A 20693-nucleotide genomic window follows, 5' to 3' on the forward strand; every position below is an offset into this window, starting at 1 on the left:
CTTACTCCTTGCCCGCCAGTGCGACCATACGGTTGTCGCGGTCCACCGGCCGTACCTTCTGGCCGTCGAGCAGCACGTGCACGCCGGCCGAGACCACCCAGTCGCCGGGCTTCAGGCCTTCCAGGATCGACACGCGCTCCTGCCCGTAGGAACCCACCCGGACCGGCGTGCGCACCACCTTGGATTCGTTGGGGTCGACCACCCAGACGAACGGCTGGTCCTTCTCGGCGCTGAGGGCGGACATCGGCACGGACAGCGGCACGTCGCCGTCGGCCCTGATCTCCACGCGGGCGCTCTGCCCCACCTCGGCCTTGACCGCCGCATCGTTGAACGCCACGCGGGCGGCGAAGGTGCGCGATTGCGCGTCGGCGGCCTGGGACAGCTCGCGGATGCGGCCAGGGAACTGCTTGCCCGGCTGCGACCACAACTCGATGCTGACGTCTTGGCCGATGCGGAAGCGCTCCAGGGCATGCTCGGGCACGCTGATCAGCACCTCGCGCTCACCGTCGGCAGCCAGGGTGAAGACAGTCTGCCCGGCGGCCACCACTTGCCCCACCTCGCCCAGCCGACGGGCGATCAGGCCGCTCTGGGAGGCACGCAGCACGGAGTAGCCGGCCTGGTTGCTGGCCACGTCGAACTCGGCGCGAATCTGCTTCAGACGGGCCTCACCGGCCCGGTACTGGTTCTCGACGTTGTCGTACTGCGATTGGCTGATCAGTTGGCGGGCGAGCAACTTCTTGTAGCGATCGCGCTCGGAACGGACCAGTTTGAGGTTGGCCTCGGCGGCGCTGACCTGGGCCCGCGCGGCCTCCAGCTGCAGCCGGACGTCCTGCGGGTCGAGCTCGGCCAGTGGCTGGTCCTTGCGTACCCGGTCGCCGGCGTCCACCAGGCGCTTGGCGATCTTGCCGCCGATGCGGAACGCCAGCTCGGGCTCGAAGCGCGCCCGCACCTCGCCGGGATAGGTATCCACCGCGCTGGCCGCCGGCAACGGATGCTCCACCATCGCCGGACGCACTGGCGCCTCGACGGTTTCGCCATTGCCGCAGGCGGCGAGCAGGGAGATCAGGGAAAGCGGTACAGCGAGAGACAGGGCATGGCGAAGCATGGCGGGCGACCTTTCGCAAAAGTAGCTTGGAATACTTATACTGGCCGGTATAGTAAAAATAGCGAACTCACCAGTCCAGTATTAAAAGAGCCTGATGTCCGACAAATCATTGCAGCCTTCCAGCGGGCCCGGACGCCCCAAGGACCCCGCCAAGCGCCAGGCCATCCTGGAGGCCGCCAAGCACCTGTTCATCGAGAACGGCTACGACGGCAGCAGCATGGATGCCATCGCCGCCAGGGCCGGCGTGTCCAAGCTCACCGTGTACAGCCACTTCACCGACAAGGAGAACCTGTTCGCCTGCGCGGTGGAGTCGAAGTGCGAGGAACAGCTGCCGCCGCTGATCTTCGAGCTGCGCCCGGGTGGCTCCGTCGAGGACGCCCTGCGCGCCATCGGCCGGGGCTTCAGCAAGCTGATCAACAGCGACGAGTCGCTGGCCCTGCACCGCCTGATGATCTCGCTCGCCACGCAGAACCCGCAGCTGTCGCAGCTGTTCTTCGATGTGGGCCCGCAGCGGGTGATCGACGCCATGCGCCACCTGCTCGAGCAGGCCGACGCCAGCGGCCAGCTGCAGGTGGACAACCCCGTCCACGCCGCCGAGCACTTCTTCTGCATGATCAAGGGCGGCATCCACTTCCGCGTGCTGATGGGTGTCGGCCAGGCGCCGGACGACACGCAGACCGAGGCCCACGTGCGGGAAGTGGTCGAGATCTTCCTGCGCGCCTATCGCCGCTGATTACGGTTAGGGCTTGAGCGCCTTCTTCGGGTAGATGTCGTAGCGGCTGGACTTGCCTTCCAGCGCATAGCTCGGCTTGGCCCCTTCGATGATCGGCGCCTTGCGCGGGCGTTTGACCACCACCCGGTGGCTGGCCAGGGCCAGGGCGGCCTCCAGCAGCACCGGCGCGTCCAGATCGTCGCCCACCAGCGGGCGGAACAGGCGCATTTCCTTCTTCACCAGCGCGCTCTTGTCCCGGTGCGGGAACATCGGGTCGAGATAGACGACCTGGGGCGGCTCGCCCTGCCAGCCGCGCAGCAGCTCGATGGCGTTGCCCCGGTGCAGGCGCATGCGCGCGGCGATGGGAGCCACCTCGGCATCGTCCCGGGCGCGCCCCAGGCCGTCTTCAAGCAGCGCGGCGATGATCGGCTGGCGTTCGATCAGGTCCATCTCGCAACCCAGGCTGGCCAGCACGAAGGCGTCGCGCCCAAGCCCGGCGGTGGCGTCCAGCACATGAGGACGCACGCCAGGCTGCACACCCACCGCCTTGGCGATCATCTGCCCGCTGCCACCGCCGAACAGGCGCCGGTGGGCCACCGCCCCCTCGACGAAATCCACCCGCACCGGCCCCGGCGCCTGCGGCCCCAGCTCGACCAGTTGCAGCCCCTCCTCACCCAGCTGCACGGCGAACTCCGCCTCGCCCTCCAGCGGCAGGCCGAGGCGCTCGGCCCAGCGGCTGGCAGCTTCGGCGAACGCGGGCTGCAGAGCCTCGACACGGATGCGGGTGACGGCGGGTTGGTCGCTCATGGAAAATCGCTCAAAGGAACCGGCGCGCGGCCGATAAGGGGAATAGCCGCCTATTCTGCCAGACCGCACCGATGTCCTCGAAGCTCGTCGCCCTGCCCGCCCAACGCCACTTCCTGCTGGAACGCCAGTGGGAAGCCGGCCTGCGCGAAGCCTTCGACTACCAGCGCCTGCTCGATTCCCTGCTGCCGAAAGACACCACGCCAGCGGAGGACACCCCCGAAGTCATCGCCACCGAACGGCTGGGGTCCGACCACGCGGCCATCGATGCCTGGCTCGCAGGCTTCCGCCAGACGCTGCAGCAGCGCGAATGGCAGCTCGGCGTCAGTGAATATCGCCGCGGCCCCATGCTCGACCCACTGACGCTGGGGCTGGCCGGCGATACCTTCGCCACAACGTCCGTCTCACCTAACGACAGCACGGCGGACGAGGACGACCTGATTCGCCAGTGGCGCCTGTCCCGGCTGGAAAACGCCGGCAGCCGCAGCCAGATCGTCGCCACGGCGGCACCTCGGGACACCCGCCACGCCCTCGGCGCCTATGGCGGCATCGCCCTGCTCGTAACGACCGGCCAGGAACTGCTTCCGGCGAACCGCTAGCGACACATGCGGAACAGCCCCATGTCCAGATGGAAGTGATCACGGTGGGCGGCGTTGTAGTCCGGTCCCAGCGTGACGTTGAAGCTGTCGCAGGCGGCGTCGCGAACCCGGCGCAGGAACAGCGCCTCCTTGCCCTCGCCGCCCCAGTCCCGCACCACGCTGATGCGCCTGCCGTCCTTCAGGCGGAACCCGGCGATGTCCAGCGCATTGGCCGTGGCGTGCTGGCTGCGCCGCTGGCTGGTGCCGATGTTGCGGCAGGCGAAGCTGCCCAGGTGCTCGACCCGCGCCACCGGCTGGCCAAACACCTCGCGCGCCGCCGGCTGCAGGCCATGTTCCTCGAACAGCGCGTAGGCCACCGCCAATTTGCAGCTGGCCAGGAAGCCGGAGCTGAACTGCACCCCGGCGCCCTGCACGCGCACGGCGTTTTCCACGGCGCAGCCGGCGGCGGGCTCGCTGTCCGCCACGGCCGTATAGCGCAGCACGCTGCTGTCCAGCGCCAGCCGGCACAGCTCGGGCGCCTGCTGCAGTCGCATCAGCTTGTAGCCAGTAAACAGGTTGGGCGGCCGCCGGACATCCAGCGGCGCCCAGGGATTCCAATCCGGCGGCACCTGCAGCCAGCCCTGGTACACGGCAAGCGGTACGCCGATCAGGGCCGACAGCAGGAGCAGCCAGAAGGCGCGCCACATGCCGCCGTCAGCCAAACAGGCCGTTGATCTCGTCGAACGGCATGGCCTCGCCCATCGCCGCCAGGCTGCCACGGGCCAGCTCGCCGGCGGCGAGGAAGAACTCGCCGTAGGCCACCCGCGCCAGGTTCGAACCCACGCTGACCCGCTTCACGCCCAGGTCCGCCAGTTCGGCCAGGGACAGGCGCAGGTTCGGCGAGCCGACCAGCACGTTGACCGGCCGGGGCGCCACCGCCTGGACCACCGCCTTGATCTCGTCGCGGCTGCGCAGCCCGGGCGCGTAGAGCACGTCGGCGCCGGCTTCAGCATAGGCCACCAGGCGGCGAATAGTGTCGTCCAAGTCGGCGCGGCCATGCAGGAAGTTCTCCGCGCGGGCCGCCAGGGTGAAGGGGAAGTCCAGCGACCGGGCCGCCTCCACCGCGGCGTGGATGCGCTCCACGGCCAGCTCCAGGGGATAGATGGGCATGTCGGCGCGGCCACTGGCGTCCTCGATGGAGCCGCCCACCAGCCCCGCCTCGGCGGCCAGGCGGATGGTCGCGGCGCAGTCCTCCGGCGCGTCGCCGTAGCCGTTCTCCAAATCGGCCGCCACCGGCAGCGGCGTGGCCTCGACGATCGCGCACGCGTTGGCCAGGCACTCGTCGCGGCTCACCGCACCCTCGGCATCGCGCCGTCCCAGGGAGAACGCCAGCCCTGCGCTGGTGGTGGCCAGCGCCTGGAAACCGAGCCGGGCGAGCATCTTCGCCGAGCCGGCATCCCACGGATTGGGCAGGACCAGCAGCCCCTCGCCCAGGTGCAGGTCACGGAAGGCTTCGCCACGCTCTCGCTGCGTACTCATGTTGCTGCTCCTTGCGCCGAGTGAAGGAAATGGACCGGCCGCCCGGAAGAGCGGCCCCTGTCAGAGCAGACCGAGCTGCTCGACCTCCGGTTCAACCTGCGCCGGGGCCAGCGCCGGCAACCCCGGCAGGCGCTGTGCCAGGCAGTCGTGGAAGCGTAGCGCCTGGGCGGCGGCCAGGTGGTTGTCCGGCGTGTGCAGGAAGACATGGGGCGCCAGGCCCTGCTCGATCCAGGCCGCGACCTTGTCCAGCCAGGGTTCGAGAAATAGCTGGTTGGCGTCCAGATCCGGACCGCCGATGAAGCGCACCTGCGGGCTACCGCTGAAAGCCGCGGGGCGCAGCGGCAGGCGCGGTTTCCTTGACTGGGCGTGGAGTACCGCCGGATCGCGCGAGGTGCAGGCGAACAGGGCCCGCGAATCCAGGCAGATGCGCTCCACGCCCCGCTCCTGCAGGCAGCGGTTGAGCAGGCGCTCCTCGTCGCCCTTGGCGAAGAAGGCCGGATGGCGCACCTCGACGGCGATGGCACGGCTGGAGAACTCGTCGAGCCAGGCCAGCAGCTCGCCCAGCCGGGTCGGCCCGAAGCTGGCCGGCAGCTGCAGCCACAGCGGCGCCACCCGCTCGCCAAGCGGCTGCAGCAAACGGAGGAAGTCGAGCGTGGCGCCAAAGTGGTCGCGCAAGTCACCCTCGTGGCTGATATCGCGCGGCAGCTTGGCGCAGAAGCGGAAGCCGGCGGGCATCTGCTCGGCCCAGCGCTGCACGGTCGCCGGCGCGGGGCGGGCATAGAAGGTCGTGTTGCCCTCCACCGTGTTGAAGGTGGCGGCGTAGTGGCTCAGGGTGTCGGCAGGGCGCAGGCCGGCGGGATAGAAACTGCCGCGCCAGGCCGGCTCGTTCCAGGAAGGACAGCCGAGGAAGTACGGCATGGAGGCCGCGCCGGAGGCGTCGGACGAGGAATCTCGGAGGGTCATCGGCTATCCAGGGAGTGCATATCCGACCGCCGCCTGAGGCTCAGGCGTACAGGTCGAGGCCGAGGACTTCGCTGGCGTCGCGCTCTTCGGTGTAGCCGGCGGTGTTGCCGTAGGCAGCCAAGGCCTGGTTGGCCTTGGCGCTGAAACCGCGCTGCTGGGAGAGGCTTTCCTGGAACCGCGCTGGCAGGCTGTCGCTGCTGGCGTTGCTGGCCTGCACGCGCCGCGGCTGGGCGAGCTGTTCGTAACCCTGGGTAGAGGATGGCGAAACCGGCTGTTCCTGGCGCTGCTCGACCTCGCGCTGTGCCTCGCGCAAAGGCGTGACCGAGCTGCCCGGGCGGGCGCTGCGATCCAGCGGATAGGAGGATGAGAAGCCGTCGATACGCATGATTACTGCTCGGGATACGTGGATGGCAATTTAGCGGCGCCAGAAAAAAATGGCAATTTGCCCGGCCCGTCAGCGGACGGAAGGCGAAGTCTAGGGCTTGGGCGCCTTGGGCGTGGCCACATTGTCTCGCAGGTAGACCGGCTGCGCCTCATCGGCCGGCAGCGCCTCGCCACGCGCCCAGGCGAAGGTCGCCAGGGTCAGCAGGTCCAGGGCATGGGGCAGCATGGCGTCGTCGCGGCCGCTGGGCGTCAGCCCGATGCGCGCGCCGTAAGTGCCCCAGCCGGTGCCGGCGGCGAACCAGTCGCCGGTGGCGCCACGGGGTAGCTCCGCCATCTCCGGCGCCAGCACGGCTTCGACGCCCTGCAGGCGCATCTCGCCCTGCTCGGCGACGTAGCAGCCCCAGTACACCTCGTCCATGCGCGCGTCGATGGCCGCAGCCACCTGCCGGGCATCGTGCTCGCGCAGGGCGCGCTGGGCCAGCACGGCCAGGTTGGAGACCGGCAGCACCGGCCGGTCCAGGGCAAAGGCCAGGCCCTGTACCACGCCGATGGCGATGCGCACCCCGGTGAAGGCGCCGGGCCCGCGGCCGAAGGCGATGGCATCCACCGCGGACAGCGCCACCCCCGCCTCGTCCAGCAGGTCCTGCACCATGGGCAGCAGGCGCTGGGCGTGCAGGCGCGGGATCACCTCGTAGTGGCTGAGCGTCTTGCCATCGTGCAGCAGGGCGACGGAGCAGGCTTCGGTGGCGGTATCCAGGGCCAGCAGGGTGGTCATCGGGGCATCCGGTCGGGCAGAAAAAGGCGGCGATTATACCCGAGGCTGGGCGGGGTTCCGATTGGCCGCGGTGATCTTGGCACAAGGGCTTCGCGGCCAAGGCCGCTCCCACATGCACCCGGTAGAAAGCACAACGGCCCGCATGGGCGGGCCGTTGGACGGAGCGGTCAGCCGATCAGCTGAGGGCCGAAAACACCTTGGCGGTGATTTCTTCCACCGAGCCGACGCCGGCGATGGCGCTGTACTTCGGGGTGCCTTCGGCGGCGGCCAGCTTCTGGTAGAAGTCCACCAGCGGCTTGGTCTGGGAATGGTAGACGGACAGGCGATGACGCACGGTCTCCTCGGTGTCGTCCTTGCGCTGGACCAGCTCGTCGCCGGTCTCGTCGTCCTTGCCCTCGACCTTCGGCGGGTTGTAGACCACGTGATACACGCGGCCGCTGGCCTCGTGCACGCGGCGACCGGCAATGCGCTGGACGATCTCTTCGTCGTCGACGGCGATCTCGATGACGTTGTCGATGGTCACGCCCGCGTCCTTCATGGCCTCGGCCTGGGGAATGGTGCGCGGGAAGCCGTCGAACAGGAAGCCGTTGGCGCAGTCCGGCTGGGCGATGCGCTCCTTGACCAGGTTGATGATCAGGTCGTCGGAGACCAGACCGCCGGCATCCATCACGCTCTTGGCCTGCAGACCCAGCTCGGTGCCAGCCTTGACCGCGGCACGCAGCATGTCGCCGGTGGAGATCTGCGGAATACCGAACTTCTTGGTGATGAAACCAGCCTGGGTACCTTTGCCGGCACCGGGCGCCCCCAGCAGAATCACGCGCATCGAAGTGCTCCTCAAGAAAAGACAGGAAAGTCGTCGGATTCGCCTCGTGGGGCCAATCTCAATATTGGGTTTCGGCGTCACTGAGCGGCCAAAAGGAGGGCCACAATACACAGCGCTTCGGTGGCGCACAAGCCACCGAAAGTCGGAGTCGACGGGGCCTCAGCCGGTGTTGCGCAGCCCCGCCGCGATCCCCGCCACGCTGACCAGCAACGCCTGCTCCAGAGGGCTGTCCAGAGGGCTTTCGCGCTGCCTGCAGCGGGCCAGGAGCTCCGCCTGCAGCAGGTGAAGCGGGTCCAGGTAGATGTTGCGCACGGTGATCGCCTCGCGGGTCTCCGGACTGTGGGTGAGCAGCTCCGACTGATGGGTCAGGCCCAGCACCATGGAACGGCACTGCGACAATAGGTCGCGCAAATGCGCACCCAGCGGTCGCAATCCGGATTCGACCAGGCGTTCGTCATACAACGACGCGATCGCCGGGTCGGTCTTGGCCAGCACCATCTCCAGCATGTCGATGCGGGTGCGGAAGAACGGCCAGCGCTCGCGCATGTCCTCCAGCAGCCCCTTGCCGCCGCCTTCGAGAGCCTTGGCCAGCGCGGTTTCCCAACCCAGCCAGGCCGGCAGCATCAGCCGCGTCTGAGTCCAGGCGAAGATCCACGGAATGGCGCGCAGGCTCTCCACCCCGCCGGCGCGGCGCTTGGCCGGGCGGCTGCCGAGCGGCAGGCGGCCTAGCTCCTGTTCCGGCGTGGCCTGGCGGAAATACTCGACGAACTGCGGATGCTCGCGCACCACGGCGCGGTAGGCGGCGACGCCGTCGGCGGCCAGGCGGTCCATGGCCGAGCGCCAGGCCGGCTCCGGCGCGGGCGGCGGCAACAGGGTCGCCTCCAGCACGGCGGCCAGGTAGAGGTTGAGGTTCTGCTCCGCCAGTCGCGGTAGGCCGAACTTGAAGCGGATCATCTCGCCCTGCTCGGTGGTGCGGAAGCGCCCGCTCACCGAGCCTGGCGGCTGCGACAGGATGGCCGCGTGGGCCGGGCCACCACCACGGCCCACCGTGCCGCCCCGGCCGTGGAACAGCAGCAGTTCCACCTGGTGCCGGCGGCAGATCTCGACCAGCGACTCCTGCGCCCGGTACTGGGCCCAGGCGGCGGCCGTGGTGCCAGCGTCCTTGGCCGAGTCGGAGTAGCCGATCATCACTTCCCGCGGCGCGTGCAGGCGGGCACGGTAGCCATGCAGGCCGAGCAGGCGATCGATGGCCGGGCCGGCGTTGTCCAGGTCGGCCAGGGTCTCGAACAGCGGCGCCACCCGCATCGGCCGCCGCAGCCCAGCCTCCTTGAGCAGCAGCTGCACCGCCAGCACGTCCGACGGCGCGCCGGCCATGGAGATGACGTAGGTGCCCAGCGAAGCCGCCGGCGCGGCGGCGATGACCCGGCAGGTGGCCAGGACCTCGGCGGTCTCGGCCGAAGGCTGGTGCTGCGGAGGCAGCAGCGGGCGGCGGCTGTCCAGCTCACGCAGGAGGAATTCGAGGCGCTGGTCCTCGTCCCACTCGGCGTAGTTGCCCAGCCCCAGGTAATCGGTGATCTCGGCCATGGCCGCGGCGTGGCGAGCGGCGTCCTGGCGGATGTCCAGGCGCACCAGGAACAGGCCGAAGCAGGCGGCACGGCGCAGGCAATCGAGCAGTTCACCTTCGGCGATCACGCCCATGCCGCAGGCATGCAGCGAGTGGTAGCAGAGTTCGAGCGGCTCCAGCAGCTCGCGGTTGTCCTGGAGCACCTCGGGGCCGGGCGCGACCTCCTCGTCCAGCGCCGCCTCGGCCCAGGCGCGGGTGGCGCGCAGGCGCTCGCGCAGTTGCTTGAGCACGGCGCGATAGGGCTCGGGATGCACACCGACGCGCAGGCGCAGCTCGTCGCTGGCCTGCTGCATGGACAGCTCGGCGGCCAGCCGGTCGATATCGCGCAGGTAGAGATCGGCCGCCATCCAGCGCGCCAGCAGCAGCACCTTGCGGCTGACCTCGGCGGTGACGTTGGGGTTGCCGTCGCGGTCGCCGCCCATCCAGGAAGCGAAGCGCACCGGCGCGGCGCCCAGCGGCAGGCGCAGGCCACAGGCGTCCCGCAGGGCCTGGTCGGCCTTGCGCAGGAAGCTGGGCAGGGCCTGCCACAGGGAATGTTCGATCACCGCGAAGCCCCACTTGGCCTCGTCCACCGGGCTCGGCCGGCTGCGGCGGATTTCCTCGGTGTGCCAGGCCTCGGCGATCAGCCGGCGCAGCTGGAGTTGCGCCTGGTCGCGCTCGGCCGGCAGCAGGTCCACGTGATCGAGGGCGGCGAGTTGCGCCGCGATGGCGTCGTACTTCTGGATCAGGGTGCGCCGCGCCACCTCGGTGGGATGCGCGGTGAGCACCAGCTCGATGTCCAGGCGGCCCAGCTGGCGGGCCAGCGCGTCGGGCTTGTGCCCGGCGGCCACTAGGCGCTGCAGCAGCTCCGCCAGCGCCCGGTCGTCGAACGGTTGCACCTCATCGGCGTGATGGCGGCGGATGCGGTGATACTGCTCGGCGATGTTGGCCAGGTTGAGGAACTGGTTGAAGGCCCGCGCCACCGGCAGCAACTCGTCGTCACTGAGCCCGTCCAGGGTCTCGCGCAACTGCTGCTCGCCGGCCAACGAGCCTTTGCGCCCGGCCTTGGAGCCCTGGCGGATCAGCTCGACCTTGTCGAGGAACGCCTCGCCCAACTGGTTGCGGATGGTGTCGCCGAGCAGCTCGCCGAGCAGGTGAACCTCTTCGCGCAGACGCGCATCGATCTCCGCCATGGACCTTCTCTCCGCCTCGGGATAGAGGCGTCCAGCTTGCACAGAGCGACCCATTCTTACAAGCACACGACGAACGGCCGCTACCGGAACGCTGGCGAGCTAGTCTGAACCCTACGGGCGTCGGGAGCGCCCGTGTCCGAGCCGCATGCGGCCTGCGGACGCAATCCGCCCATCAGAGGTGCTTATGAAGATCCGTGAACTCACCCGCCATTGGGAGCAGAACGCCAAGGGTCGCCTGACCCAGAGCCAGTACCACATCCACCTCGACCTGGAATCCGCGGCGCGCCTGGCGGCGCTGGCCGAGATGTATCCCAAGCGCAGCGCCGAGGAGCTGCTCGCCGAACTGATCGGCGCGGCCCTGGAGGAACTGGAAGCCAGCCTGCCCTACGTGAAGGGCAACAAGGTGGTCTCCACCGACGAGCAAGGCGACCCGTTGTACGAGGACATCGGCCCTACGCCACGCTTCCTCGCCCTGGCCCGCAAGTACCTGCAGCAGATGACTGAACGCAACGACAACACCCAGCACTGAGCGCAGGTGTCGCGGGCCTTGCGGGCCGTGCGACACCGCAACCTTCCCCTCTTCGTCCCTCCTGCCTCCGTATCCGGCGTTCTGCACCGAGCATCTCTCGTGACCGGGAAAAATACGTGTTGGTGGAGCAATCCTGCCTTGTAGGGGCGGCTGGGCGGCATTCCGATTGGCCGCGAAATTCGCGGCTGAAGCCGCTCCCACAAGGTGTGCAACAACCAACGGGGACATAGCCGGGAAAAAACCTTGAACATTCGTTTTGAGAAGGAAGTCACACCACTAGACCGGGCGATTGGCAGGCTTCTTCGCCGATCAAGCCGCATCCGGTAGGCAACTTCAATGGACTGCATGGAGCTTGAACCATGAAAAAGAGCCCGAGAACGCTTCTTCTCACACTGACCCTCGGTAGCGGGCTGGTTCTGGCCGGCTGTGCCGGCAACCCACCCACCGAGCAGCTCGCCTCCGCCAACGCGGTCATCCGCAGCGCCGAGGTGGCCGGTGGCCCCGAATACGCGCCCGCCGACATGAAGGCCGCGCAGGACAAGATGAGCCAGGCCCAGCTGCTGATCCAGGATCAGGAGTACGAGCAGGCTCGCCGACTGATCGAGCAGGCCGAGGCGGACGCCCGCGTCGCCGAGCGTCGCGCCCTGGCCAGCAAGGCCCAGCGGAGCCTGGAGGACGCCCAGCAGGGTGTTCGGCAGATCCGCGAGGAAGGCTCGCGCACCCCGATCATCGTGCAGTGACCATGGAGGACCGACACTCATGAACCGTACGACCAATCTGCTGACCCTCTCCGCGCTGGCCCTGTTCCTGGCAGGCTGTGCCCACGACCCGAACCCCAACCTGGAAAAGGCCCGCGCCGAATACGCCGAGCTGCAGGCCAATCCGCAGGCGCTGAGCCTGGCCGGCGTGGAAACGCGCGAGGCCCAGGAAATGCTCAACCGCGCCAACCAGGCCTACGATGCCGGCCAGAAGACCGTGCAGGTGGACCACCTGGCCTACCAGGCCAGCCGCCGTGTCGACGTGGCCAAGGAAACCATCCTGCAGAAGAACGCCGAGGAAGCGCTCAAGTCCGCGCCGGCCCAGCGCACCCAGGCCCAACTGGATGCCCGCAACCAGCAGGTCGATATCCTGCTCAAGCACCTGCAGGCCAAGCAGACCGAGCGCGGCTCGGTGGTGACCCTGGGCGACGTGCTGTTCGAGATCGACCGTGCGCAGCTCACCAGCGCCGGCATGCGCAACGTGCAGGAACTGGGCAACTACCTGCTGCAGAACCCGGACCGCCAGGTGATGGTGGAAGGCTTCACCGACAGCACCGGCACCCGCGACCACAACCTGCGCCTGTCCCAGGCCCGTGCCGACTCGGTGCGCAGCGCCCTGGTGGCCATGGGCGTCGACCCGCGCCGCATCACCACCCACGGCTTCGGCCAGGACTATCCGGTGGCGAGCAACGACACCCCCGACTCGCGCACGCTGAATCGCCGGGTGGAAGTCACCATCGCCCACGGCCAGGGTCCGGTGGCGCCGCGCGCCCGTCTGTAAGACGCGGAGCCGTAAAAAATCCGATGCCGGGCTGCCGGCATCGGATTTTTCGTTTCTGGAGAACCCGCGCCTACAGCGGCGGTGCGCAGGAAAGAGTCAGGATGGTGGTTTCCCCCTGGATCAGCGCCGGATCGCTGGCGAGCACCAGGGTCTTCTTCCCCCCGGTTTTCAGGTTGACGAGGCCTTGCTGCAGGACCTGTTCGACACCCTCGACCTCCACGCTGCTGGTGTAGCGAGCGAGCGCCGAGAAGCAGGCGCAGTCGCCTATCGGCTTGCTCAGCTCGACATCGCCCTCGACCGTGGCCAAATTGCCCTGGACGGCCAGGGGTGCAAGCCTCACCGCCGCGCAGTCGGCCAGTTCATTATCCAGGCGTATATCTTCAGCCGAGCAGGCCAGCGGGCTCAGCAGGCACAGACAAACCAGCAGCCTAGTTCGCAACATAGGTACCTCCATTAGTCTCGCGACCTGCCACGTATTTGACCTTGATGATCAGGTGCCCACGTGTTCTGGCAAGGCTGCTCGACTTCAACACCGTGAAAAACCCAGGATCGACTTCGATGCAGCCGTGGCTGTAGCCCTTGGTCGAGTCATGCATATAGAAGCCACCGCGCCTGATGGCACATGCCTGGCGGGTCTGAGGATCCGCTGGCTCCATCCTGGCCCGGTTGTTTCCCCAGTTCGCCCAGAAGGGCTCGCAATCCCCCGCCGCACCGCCTCGCGGGATTCGCTGCATACCCCATGCAGGAGACAGATTGCACCGATTCTTGCCGTCGTCCCGCGCATCGCCCATGTCGCGGATAAAGACCTTGTACAGTCCCTCGGGCACCGGCCCCTTGTCCGGCACACACTGAAACTCCGGTCTCTGGAAGCCCGGCAGGGCCGTGCTGGCCTTGAACCGGCCGACCCCGCCCCACCTCACTTCCTGCCCATCGAATTCCAGATCGATATTCATCGCCAACTCCCTGTCTGCTCTTGAGATACCGAACGCAGACTAAAGAGAAGCCAGGCCGCTGCAAACCCGTCTCCCTTGCGGCTGAGAAACAGGTCTCAGCCGCCGGTCAAGGTGCCACTGCGATGGATTTCCAGGCGGGACGGCCCAGCAGCAAAGCCGGTGCTTCTACGCAGTAGGTATCAGTGATTACTGCTGTGGCGCCTGCGGGGTTTCCTGGCCGAGGCAGCGCACGGCCTGTTTCTTGTCGTCCACCAGCACGCCGGTCAGGCCCTTCTGCTGGGTGTCGAACAGCACCAGCACGCCGTCGATGCACTGGGCGGATTGGGTGGCGGGTTTCAGCGAGATCTTGTAGTCCTCGCCGGGGATGGTCTTGAGCATGGTGAATTCGGCCAGCAGGAGGGCGTCCTGCTCCTTGGCGAAATGCAGGTACCCGTAGTACCAGAGCACACCCACCGTGCCGATGATGCTGGCGATGCCGGTGAGGATCAGGGGGATGACGTTGCGTTCTTCGCTCATGGCTGAGGCTCGTTGTCCGAGGGGGCGCACAGTTTAACCGCAGCCCGGCCGCCCTGCGCGACCGGGATGTCGCAGCCGCTACTTGCCGCCGGCGCGGGTTTCCTCGCGGGCCTTGAAGGTGGCGTCGTAGATGCGCTCGGCCAGGCGGGAGAACGGCAGGCTCTGAATCCAGACCGTGCCGCTGCCGCGCAGGGTCGCCAGGAGGATGCCCTCCCCGCCGAACAGCATGCTCCTGAGCCCGCCGGCCAGGGCGATGTCGTAGTCGATGCCGCTGGTGAAGGCCACCAGGCAGCCGGTGTCCAGGCGCAGGGTCTCGTTGTTCAGCTCCTTGCGGATCACCGTGCCGCCGGCATGCACGAAGGCCAGGCCGTCGCCTTCCAGCTTCTGCAGGATGAAGCCCTCGCCGCCGAAGAAGCCGGCCCCGAGGCGCTTGTTGAAACTGATGCCGATCTGGGTGCCGTAGGCGGCGCAGAGGAAGGCGTCCTTCTGGCAGATCAGCCGCCCGCCCACCTGGCTCAGCTCGATGGGCACCACGGTGCCCGGATAGGGCGCGGCGAAGCCGACCCGGTGCTGGCCCTTGCCCTGGTTGCTGAAGTGGGTCATGAACAGCGACTCGCCAGTGATCAGGCGCTTGCCGGCGCCCCACAGCTTGCCCAGCACGCCGCTGGCCGAGCCGTCACCCATGCGCGTCTCGAAGCGGATGCCCTCGGTCATGTAGTTCATCGCACCGGCCTCGGCGATCACCGTCTCGCCGGGGTCGAGGATGATCTCCACGGTCTGGGCCGAGGCGCCGAGGATGTCGTAGTCGAGCTTGTGGCTGGGCATGGTCAGGGTTCCTTGGTCGGTAGCCCGGATGCAATCCGGGCTGGCACCGTCCCGGATTGCATCCGGGCTACAGGATGTTGGCGTAGTCCGCTTCGATGCGATCCAGGCTCAGGTGGTTCAGGAAGTTGGAGAAGCACATCCAGGCCGCCAGCGCGTTGAGGTCGCGGAACTGCGGCGGCAGGTACTTGGGCGGCGCCACCAGGCCCTCGTCCACCAGTTGGCGCAGGGTGCGCATGTCCTCCAGGGTGGTCTTGCCGCAGAACAGCAGAGGGATCTGCTCCAGCTTGCCCTTGCGCACGGCGAGCTGGATGTAGTTGTAGATCAGGATGAAGCCCTTGAGGTAGGACAGGTCCTTGGTGAACGGCAGGCCGTCCGGCGTGGAGCCGCGGAAAACCCGGCTGGCGTTGCCGTAGCTTTCCTCCAGGCCGTAGCCCTGTTCCTGGTAGAACTCGAACACCTGCAGGAAGTCGGCGCCCTCCTCCGCCATGTGGATGGCGCGGGTGCGGTTGGTCAGCTTGCGCAGGCGATACGGATAGGAGGCGAAGGCGATCACTTCCATCAGGATCGCCAGCCCCTCCTGGGTCACGGTCGACGAGGGTGGGCCCTTGGCGAGGAAGGTGCAGATGGGCTGGTTGAGGCCGTTGAGGGTGGTGCCGACATGCACCATGCCCTCGTGCACTTCCAGCGCGCGCACGTCGCGCTCGTTGAACATGGCGTCGGCGCGCACCTTGATGTAGTCGGCGCCGGCCGCGGCGTCGGCGACGATGCCGTCGGACTCGAAGACACGGATGGTGTCGTCGCCGAAGACCCTGGCCAGGCGTTCCTGCAGGATCGCCACGGCGTTCTCGGCGGTCAGCGTCTTGGCCTCGTCCTCCAGATCGCCGCGGGCGGCGATGTTGTTCAGGTAGCCGGACAGCATCAGGCCCAGGTCCGCCAGGGTCGGGTCGCCGGCATGGAAGGCATCCGAGGCGGCGCCGTACAGCTCCTGGGAGATCAGGCCGAAGTCAGCCGTGCCGCGCGCCTCCAGCATGCGGATCACCATGCGGTATTCCTTGCACATGCGCCGCATGATCTGCCCGACCGGGTTGAACTGGCCGAGCTGGCGGGTGATGTCGCGCTCGATGTTCTGGAATTCCAGCTTCTTTGCCACCGGGTCGAAGGCCAGCGGCCGGCTCTCGTAGTAGGCGCGGTCCACCGCCGGCAGCTTGCGCCCGCCGGCTTCGAGGAAGCCCTTGCGGACGCTGTCGTCCCACTTGATGGCGTCGAGCACGCGGATCGGCGTCTGCGCCTCGACCAGGCGCCCGGACAGGGCGCGGATGATTTCGTGGTATTCGTGCTGGGACGTGCGCCGGGTCATCGAGGCGCTACTCGGCGCTGCGCTGGTAGCGCGCCACTTCGACGAAGACGTCGGCGTTGGCCTGGTTGTCCAGGTAGGCGAAGACCTTGTCCAGCGGGCTGGTCACCAGCACCGCCTCGCCCTTGGGCGTATCGACCGGGCGGCCTTCCAGCGTGCCCTCCGCCATTTCCTGGAGGATGCGGTCGACGTCCAGGTTGTAGATCACCAGTTCGTTGTCGGTGGTCAGCTCGAAGCCGGCGATGGCGAAGTTGGCCCCCAGGCGCTTGGGCAGGCCGGCGGAGACGTACCAGCGGCGGCCGTGATGGGCCACGGTGAAGCCGTATTCCTCGGCCACCGCATCCGCCGTGTCCTCGCTCCAGACCCTGGCGCGGTACACGTTGGAACCGGCGCGGGCAACGCTCAGGTACTGCCGCTCGCCCCACTCGTCCTTGCGTTCCCAGTCGCCAAGCAGCGGGATCGGCGCCGCCTCGTTGGCCGGGATGGGGTCCTTGAAGGTCACCAGGCAACCGCTCAACAGCAGGCAACTCAGGGCGGCTATCGCGACGCGCCAGGCTTTCATCAACGCACTCCTTGTGAGATTCGATCGACCGCCACAAACGAAAAGCCCCGCCAGGGCGGGACCGGAAATCGGGGCTCCGCGACCAGGTCCGGGAGCATCGCGGCAGGGCGCGCCGGGGGCTCCAGGTCGAAGTCTTCCGGCCCTTCGACAACGGGCATGATATTCCATCCCCCCGACAAGCGTAGTCAACACCCTCTCCCCGTCCCAGAGCCGCCGGCCAGCCACCAACACAGACATCGCACTGTGGGCGACGATCCATCCGGGTATGAAAAAGGCTATATCCCCGTTAGATGTTGTATTGCTCTGGACCCCTTCTGGATCCCCGCCTGCGCGGGGATGACGAGGCAGGGGCGTCATTCCCGCGGCGGGAATCCAGAGGTAGGCACCAGCAGCGTCCAGATAGAGGGGCTTGACCGCGCAACACGCAACGGGGACATAGCCATGAAAAAAGGGGCCTGTCATCACGACAGGCCCCTCTTTGTACCTCGGCGCTCCGCGTCAGGCCTGCGGGCGCATGTGCGGGAACAGGATCACGTCGCGGATCGACGGCGAGTCGGTCAGCAGCATCACCAGGCGGTCGATGCCGATGCCTTCGCCGGCGGTCGGCGGCATGCCGTATTCCAGGGCGCGGACGAAGTCGGCGTCGTAGTGCATGGCTTCGTCGTCGCCGGCGTCCTTCTCGGCCACCTGCTGGTGGAAGCGCTCGGCCTGGTCCTCGGCGTCGTTCAGTTCGGAGTAGGCGTTGGCGATCTCGCGGCCGCCGATGAACAGCTCGAAGCGGTCGGTCACGCTCGGATCGTCGTCGCTGCGGCGGGCCAGCGGGGAGACCTCGAAGGGATAGCGGGTGATGAAGTGCGGCTGCTCCAGCTTGTGCTCGACCAGCTCCTCGAAAATCATCACCTGCAGCTTGCCCAGGCCCTCGTGGCCGAGCACCTTGGCGCCGGCCTTCTTGGCGATGGCGCGGGCCTTCTCCACGTCGTTGAGATCGGCCGCGGTGATGTCCGGGTTGTACTTGAGGATGGAGTCGAACACCGACAGGCGCACGAACGGCTCGCCGAAGTGGAACACCTTGTCGCCGTAGGGCACGTCGGTGGTGCCGAGGACGGTCTGGGCCAGCTCGCGGAACAGTTCCTCGGTCAGGTCCATGTTGTCTTCGTAGTCGGCGTAGGCCTGATAGAACTCGAGCATGGTGAACTCGGGGTTGTGCCGGGTCGAGACGCCTTCGTTGCGGAAGTTGCGGTTGATCTCGAAGACCTTCTCGAAGCCGCCGACCACCAGGCGCTTGAGGTACAGCTCCGGCGCGATGCGCAGGAACATCTGCATGTCCAGCGCGTTGTGGTGGGTCTCGAACGGCTTGGCCGCGGCGCCGCCGGGGATGGTCTGCAGCATCGGGGTTTCCACTTCGAGGAAACCGCGCTCGTTGAGGAAGCGGCGGATGTGGGCGATCACCTGGGAGCGCACGCGGAAGGTGTCGCGCACCTCGTCGTTGACGATCAGGTCGACGTAGCGCTGGCGATAGCGCTGCTCGGTGTCGGTCAGGCCGTGGTGCTTGTCCGGCAGCGGGCGCAGCGACTTGGTCAGCAGGCGCACGTTCTGCATGTCGACGTACAGGTCGCCCTTGCCGGAACGGGCCAGGGTGCCCTCGGCGGCGATGATGTCGCCCAGGTCGAAGTGCTTGACCGCTTCCAGCTGCTGCTCGGAGAGGGTCTTGCGGTTGACGTAGACCTGCAGGCGGCCGGAGGTGTCCTGGAGGACGATGAAGGCGCCGCGGTTGAGCATGATGCGACCGGCGACCTTGACCGGGATGGCGGCGGCTTCCAGCTCTTCCTTGGTCTTGTCCGCGTACTGCTTCTGCAGGTCGGCGCACAGGTTGTCGCGGCGGAAGTCGTTGGGGAAGGCGTTGCCCTGCTCGCGGATGGCGGCAAGCTTTTCCTTGCGCTGGGCAATCAGCTTGTTTTCTTCCTGCTGCAGTTCGTGCTGGTCGAGTTGTTGGTCGCTCATGGTCATCGGTTCCATCTAGGGTTCGTCCCCTCTCCCGCCGGGAGAGGGTTAGGGTGAGGGGATGGGCAGCGGCCCCTCACCCCCGCCCTCTCCCAGGGGGAGAGGGAGTCATATCGAGTGGTCTCAGAGACCTTGTTTCAGGCTGGCTTCGAGGTAGCCGTCGAGGTCGCCATCGAGCACCTTCTGGCAGTCGCTGCGCTCGACGCCGGTACGCAGGTCCTTGATGCGCGAATCATCGAGCACGTAGGAGCGGATCTGGTGGCCCCAGCCGATGTCCGACTTGCTGTCTTCCAGTGCCTGCGAGGCGGCGTTGCGCTTCTGCATCTCCAGCTCATACAACTTGGCCCGCAGCATCTTCATGGCGGTGTCCTTGTTGGCGTGCTGGGAGCGTTCGTTCTGGCAGGCCACCACGGTGTTGGTCGGCACGTGGGTGATCCGCACCGCCGAGTCGGTGGTGTTGACGTGCTGACCACCGGCGCCGGAGGAGCGGTAGGTGTCGATGCGCAGGTCGGACGGGTTGATCTCGATCTCGACCTTGTCGTCGATCTCGGGCGACACGAACACCGCCGAGAACGAGGTGTGGCGACGGGCGCCGGAGTCGAACGGGCTCTTGCGCACCAGGCGGTGCACGCCGATCTCGGTACGCAGCCAGCCGAAGGCGTACTCGCCCTTGATGTGCACGGTGGCGCCCTTGATCCCGGCGACCTCGCCCTCGGACAGCTCGACGATCTCGGCACTGAAGCCGCGCTTGTCGGCCCAGCGCAGGTACATGCGCAGCAGGATGTTGGCCCAGTCCTGGGCCTCGGTGCCGCCGGAACCGGCCTGGATGTCCAGGTAGCAGTTGTTGGTGTCCATCTCGCCGCTGAACATGCGGCGGAACTCCAGCTTCTCGAGGATCTCGCGCAGGCGCTCGACTTCGGCGGCGACGTCGTTCACCGCGCCCTGGTCGTTCTCCTCGACGGCCATGTCGAGCAGGTCGCGGGAGTCGGCCAGGCCATTGCTGAGGTCGTCCAGGGTCTCGACGATCTGCGCCAGGGTGGCGCGCTCGCGGCCCAGGTTCTGGGCGTACTCCGGGTTGTTCCAGACGTTCGGGTCTTCGAGTTCGCGGTTTACTTCGACGAGACGATCATGCTTGTGATCGTAGTCAAAGATACCCCCGAATCGTCTGGGTCCGCTCGGACAGGTCCTTGATGCTGTTGAGGATCGGATTGATTTCCATGGCTGGCGGCACTCGCAGGTAAAACTTCGGAAAAGCTGCGGAGTATACCTGACTCGGACATTACTGGCAGTCGCCAAAACCGGCCATGCAGACGAGCGATGCATCGCCCCCTGGCCCGCCAGCAAGCCATTGCTTTTGAAATGAGTAGCTACATAGAATAATTATCATTCAGTAATCGTTTCGGAATCCGAGATCTGCCGTGTCTGCGACCAGTTCCAGCGAGCCCCACGAATTCCACCAGCTTTACAGCGACCACCATGCCTGGCTCTATCGCTGGCTGCGTCGTCGCCTGGGCTGCTCGCACCATGCGGCGGATCTGGCCCACGACACTTACCTGCGCATTCTCAGCAGCCGTAAGGCTCCATCAGCCGAGCAGGCCCGCCCGCACCTGATGCAGATCGCCAGGGGCCTGGTGATCGACCGCTACCGCCGCCAAACCATCGAGCTGGCCTACCAGCAGGCGCTGAGCATGCAGCGGGAAACCCTGGCCCCGTCAGCCGAAGAGCGCGTGCTGATCATCGAGGCGCTGATGCAGATCGACAGCATGCTCGCCAGCCTGAAGCCGCTGGTGCGGGAAACCTTCCTGCTGTCGCGCTTCGAGGGGCTGACCTACTCCGAGATCGCCAAACGCCTGGGCATCGCCGTGGCGACCGTGCGCAAGTACATGCTGGTCGCCATGCACGCCTGCGTGGCGGCGACGGCGGAATGAGCCTCGT

At 67.3% G+C, this 20693-nt stretch carries 23 protein-coding genes; 6 read left to right on the forward strand and 17 right to left on the reverse strand.

Going from position 1 to position 20693, the window contains the following annotated elements:
- Position 1: 1 nt before the first annotated feature.
- The gene (locus N5D30_RS00925; RefSeq protein WP_279907257.1) at positions 2 to 1105 is read right to left on the reverse strand and encodes an efflux RND transporter periplasmic adaptor subunit; all 1104 of its coding nucleotides are present in this window, start codon (positions 1103 to 1105) and stop codon (positions 2 to 4) included.
- Positions 1106 to 1199: 94 nt separating this feature from the next.
- Between N5D30_RS00925 and N5D30_RS00930 the strand changes: the two genes are divergently transcribed.
- The gene (locus N5D30_RS00930) at positions 1200 to 1838 is read left to right on the forward strand and encodes a TetR/AcrR family transcriptional regulator (protein ID WP_220813632.1); all 639 of its coding nucleotides are present in this window, start codon (positions 1200 to 1202) and stop codon (positions 1836 to 1838) included.
- Between the two features lie 6 nt (positions 1839 to 1844).
- On the opposite strand, the gene N5D30_RS00935 is transcribed toward N5D30_RS00930, so the two are convergent.
- Entirely contained in the window at positions 1845 to 2624 is a 780-nt protein-coding gene (locus tag N5D30_RS00935; RefSeq protein ID WP_279907258.1) for a class I SAM-dependent methyltransferase, read from the reverse strand.
- Positions 2625 to 2695: 71 nt separating this feature from the next.
- Here N5D30_RS00935 and N5D30_RS00940 point away from each other — a divergent pair, with 71 nt between their 5' ends.
- Positions 2696 to 3220 carry a hypothetical protein gene (locus N5D30_RS00940; RefSeq protein WP_279907259.1) on the forward strand — a complete coding sequence of 175 codons (525 nt, stop codon included), beginning with the start codon at positions 2696 to 2698 and terminating at the stop codon, positions 3218 to 3220.
- Here N5D30_RS00940 and N5D30_RS00945 read toward each other — a convergent pair.
- The 7 genes from N5D30_RS00945 to ppc form a co-directional block, all read right to left on the reverse strand.
- Positions 3217 to 3906 (reverse strand): extensin family protein, encoded by a 690-nt coding sequence (locus tag N5D30_RS00945; protein WP_279907260.1) that lies wholly within the window; start codon positions 3904 to 3906, stop codon positions 3217 to 3219. The genes N5D30_RS00940 and N5D30_RS00945 overlap by 4 nt on opposite strands.
- 7 nt (positions 3907 to 3913) lie before the next feature.
- Entirely contained in the window at positions 3914 to 4738 is an 825-nt protein-coding gene (locus tag N5D30_RS00950) for an isocitrate lyase/phosphoenolpyruvate mutase family protein (RefSeq protein WP_279907261.1), read from the reverse strand.
- Between the two features lie 60 nt (positions 4739 to 4798).
- Positions 4799 to 5701 (reverse strand): DUF72 domain-containing protein, encoded by a 903-nt coding sequence (locus N5D30_RS00955; RefSeq protein ID WP_279907262.1) that lies wholly within the window; start codon positions 5699 to 5701, stop codon positions 4799 to 4801.
- A 40-nt stretch (positions 5702 to 5741) separates the two neighbouring features.
- The gene (locus tag N5D30_RS00960) at positions 5742 to 6086 is read right to left on the reverse strand and encodes a hypothetical protein (protein ID WP_279907263.1); all 345 of its coding nucleotides are present in this window, start codon (positions 6084 to 6086) and stop codon (positions 5742 to 5744) included.
- A 90-nt stretch (positions 6087 to 6176) separates the two neighbouring features.
- Positions 6177 to 6860: a tRNA (adenosine(37)-N6)-threonylcarbamoyltransferase complex dimerization subunit type 1 TsaB gene (gene tsaB / locus N5D30_RS00965; protein ID WP_279907264.1), complete on the reverse strand. Its 684-nt coding sequence runs from the start codon at positions 6858 to 6860 to the stop codon at positions 6177 to 6179.
- Positions 6861 to 7035: 175 nt separating this feature from the next.
- Positions 7036 to 7683 (reverse strand): adenylate kinase, encoded by a 648-nt coding sequence (gene adk, locus N5D30_RS00970; protein WP_279907265.1) that lies wholly within the window; start codon positions 7681 to 7683, stop codon positions 7036 to 7038.
- A gap of 159 nt (positions 7684 to 7842) precedes the next feature.
- Positions 7843 to 10479: a phosphoenolpyruvate carboxylase gene (gene ppc, locus N5D30_RS00975; RefSeq protein ID WP_279907266.1), complete on the reverse strand. Its 2637-nt coding sequence runs from the start codon at positions 10477 to 10479 to the stop codon at positions 7843 to 7845.
- Between the two features lie 184 nt (positions 10480 to 10663).
- On the opposite strand from ppc, the gene N5D30_RS00980 reads away from it, so the two are divergent.
- The 3 genes from N5D30_RS00980 to N5D30_RS00990 all read left to right on the forward strand — a co-directional run bounded on the left by N5D30_RS00980 (position 10664) and on the right by N5D30_RS00990 (position 12547).
- The gene (locus N5D30_RS00980; RefSeq protein WP_279907267.1) at positions 10664 to 11008 is read left to right on the forward strand and encodes a pilin assembly protein; all 345 of its coding nucleotides are present in this window, start codon (positions 10664 to 10666) and stop codon (positions 11006 to 11008) included.
- A gap of 359 nt (positions 11009 to 11367) precedes the next feature.
- Positions 11368 to 11748, forward strand: a complete 381-nt coding sequence (locus N5D30_RS00985) for a DUF4398 domain-containing protein (protein WP_220813642.1) — start codon at positions 11368 to 11370, stop codon at positions 11746 to 11748.
- A 19-nt stretch (positions 11749 to 11767) separates the two neighbouring features.
- Positions 11768 to 12547 carry an OmpA family protein gene (locus N5D30_RS00990; protein ID WP_220813643.1) on the forward strand — a complete coding sequence of 260 codons (780 nt, stop codon included), beginning with the start codon at positions 11768 to 11770 and terminating at the stop codon, positions 12545 to 12547.
- 70 nt (positions 12548 to 12617) lie between these two features.
- On the opposite strand, the gene N5D30_RS00995 is transcribed toward N5D30_RS00990, so the two are convergent.
- The 8 genes from N5D30_RS00995 to prfB all read right to left on the reverse strand — a co-directional run bounded on the left by N5D30_RS00995 (position 12618) and on the right by prfB (position 19977).
- Complete coding sequence (locus N5D30_RS00995) at positions 12618 to 12989, reverse strand: DUF2195 family protein (RefSeq protein WP_279907268.1); 372 nt, start codon at positions 12987 to 12989, stop codon at positions 12618 to 12620.
- Positions 12976 to 13500, reverse strand: coding sequence for a hypothetical protein (locus N5D30_RS01000; protein ID WP_279907269.1), 525 nt, complete (start codon positions 13498 to 13500; stop codon positions 12976 to 12978). Before N5D30_RS01000 ends, N5D30_RS00995 begins: the two co-directional genes overlap by 14 nt.
- 186 nt (positions 13501 to 13686) lie before the next feature.
- Positions 13687 to 14016: a hypothetical protein gene (locus N5D30_RS01005; protein WP_220813645.1), complete on the reverse strand. Its 330-nt coding sequence runs from the start codon at positions 14014 to 14016 to the stop codon at positions 13687 to 13689.
- 78 nt (positions 14017 to 14094) lie between these two features.
- A complete protein-coding gene (locus tag N5D30_RS01010; RefSeq protein WP_279907270.1) occupies positions 14095 to 14841 on the reverse strand; it encodes a TIGR00266 family protein in 747 nt (248 codons plus the stop codon).
- Positions 14842 to 14908: 67 nt separating this feature from the next.
- Positions 14909 to 16198 (reverse strand): flavohemoglobin expression-modulating QEGLA motif protein, encoded by a 1290-nt coding sequence (locus N5D30_RS01015; protein ID WP_220813647.1) that lies wholly within the window; start codon positions 16196 to 16198, stop codon positions 14909 to 14911.
- A 7-nt stretch (positions 16199 to 16205) separates the two neighbouring features.
- Positions 16206 to 16757 carry a hypothetical protein gene (locus N5D30_RS01020; protein ID WP_279907271.1) on the reverse strand — a complete coding sequence of 184 codons (552 nt, stop codon included), beginning with the start codon at positions 16755 to 16757 and terminating at the stop codon, positions 16206 to 16208.
- Positions 16758 to 17255: 498 nt separating this feature from the next.
- Positions 17256 to 18758 (reverse strand): lysine--tRNA ligase, encoded by a 1503-nt coding sequence (gene lysS / locus N5D30_RS01025; protein ID WP_279907272.1) that lies wholly within the window; start codon positions 18756 to 18758, stop codon positions 17256 to 17258.
- A 123-nt stretch (positions 18759 to 18881) separates the two neighbouring features.
- A protein-coding gene (gene prfB, locus N5D30_RS01030; protein WP_279907273.1) for a peptide chain release factor 2 occupies positions 18882 to 19977 on the reverse strand; the annotation gives its coding sequence in 2 pieces (ribosomal slippage) (positions 18882 to 19904 and positions 19906 to 19977; 1095 coding nt in all).
- 199 nt (positions 19978 to 20176) lie between these two features.
- Between prfB and N5D30_RS01035 the strand changes: the two genes are divergently transcribed.
- Positions 20177 to 20686 (forward strand): sigma-70 family RNA polymerase sigma factor, encoded by a 510-nt coding sequence (locus N5D30_RS01035; RefSeq protein WP_279907274.1) that lies wholly within the window; start codon positions 20177 to 20179, stop codon positions 20684 to 20686.
- The last annotated feature ends 7 nt before the right edge of the window (positions 20687 to 20693 follow it).

Source organism: Pseudomonas sp. GD03875 (assembly GCF_029840585.1).
GTDB classification, from domain to species: Bacteria; Pseudomonadota; Gammaproteobacteria; order Pseudomonadales; family Pseudomonadaceae; genus Aquipseudomonas; species Aquipseudomonas paralcaligenes.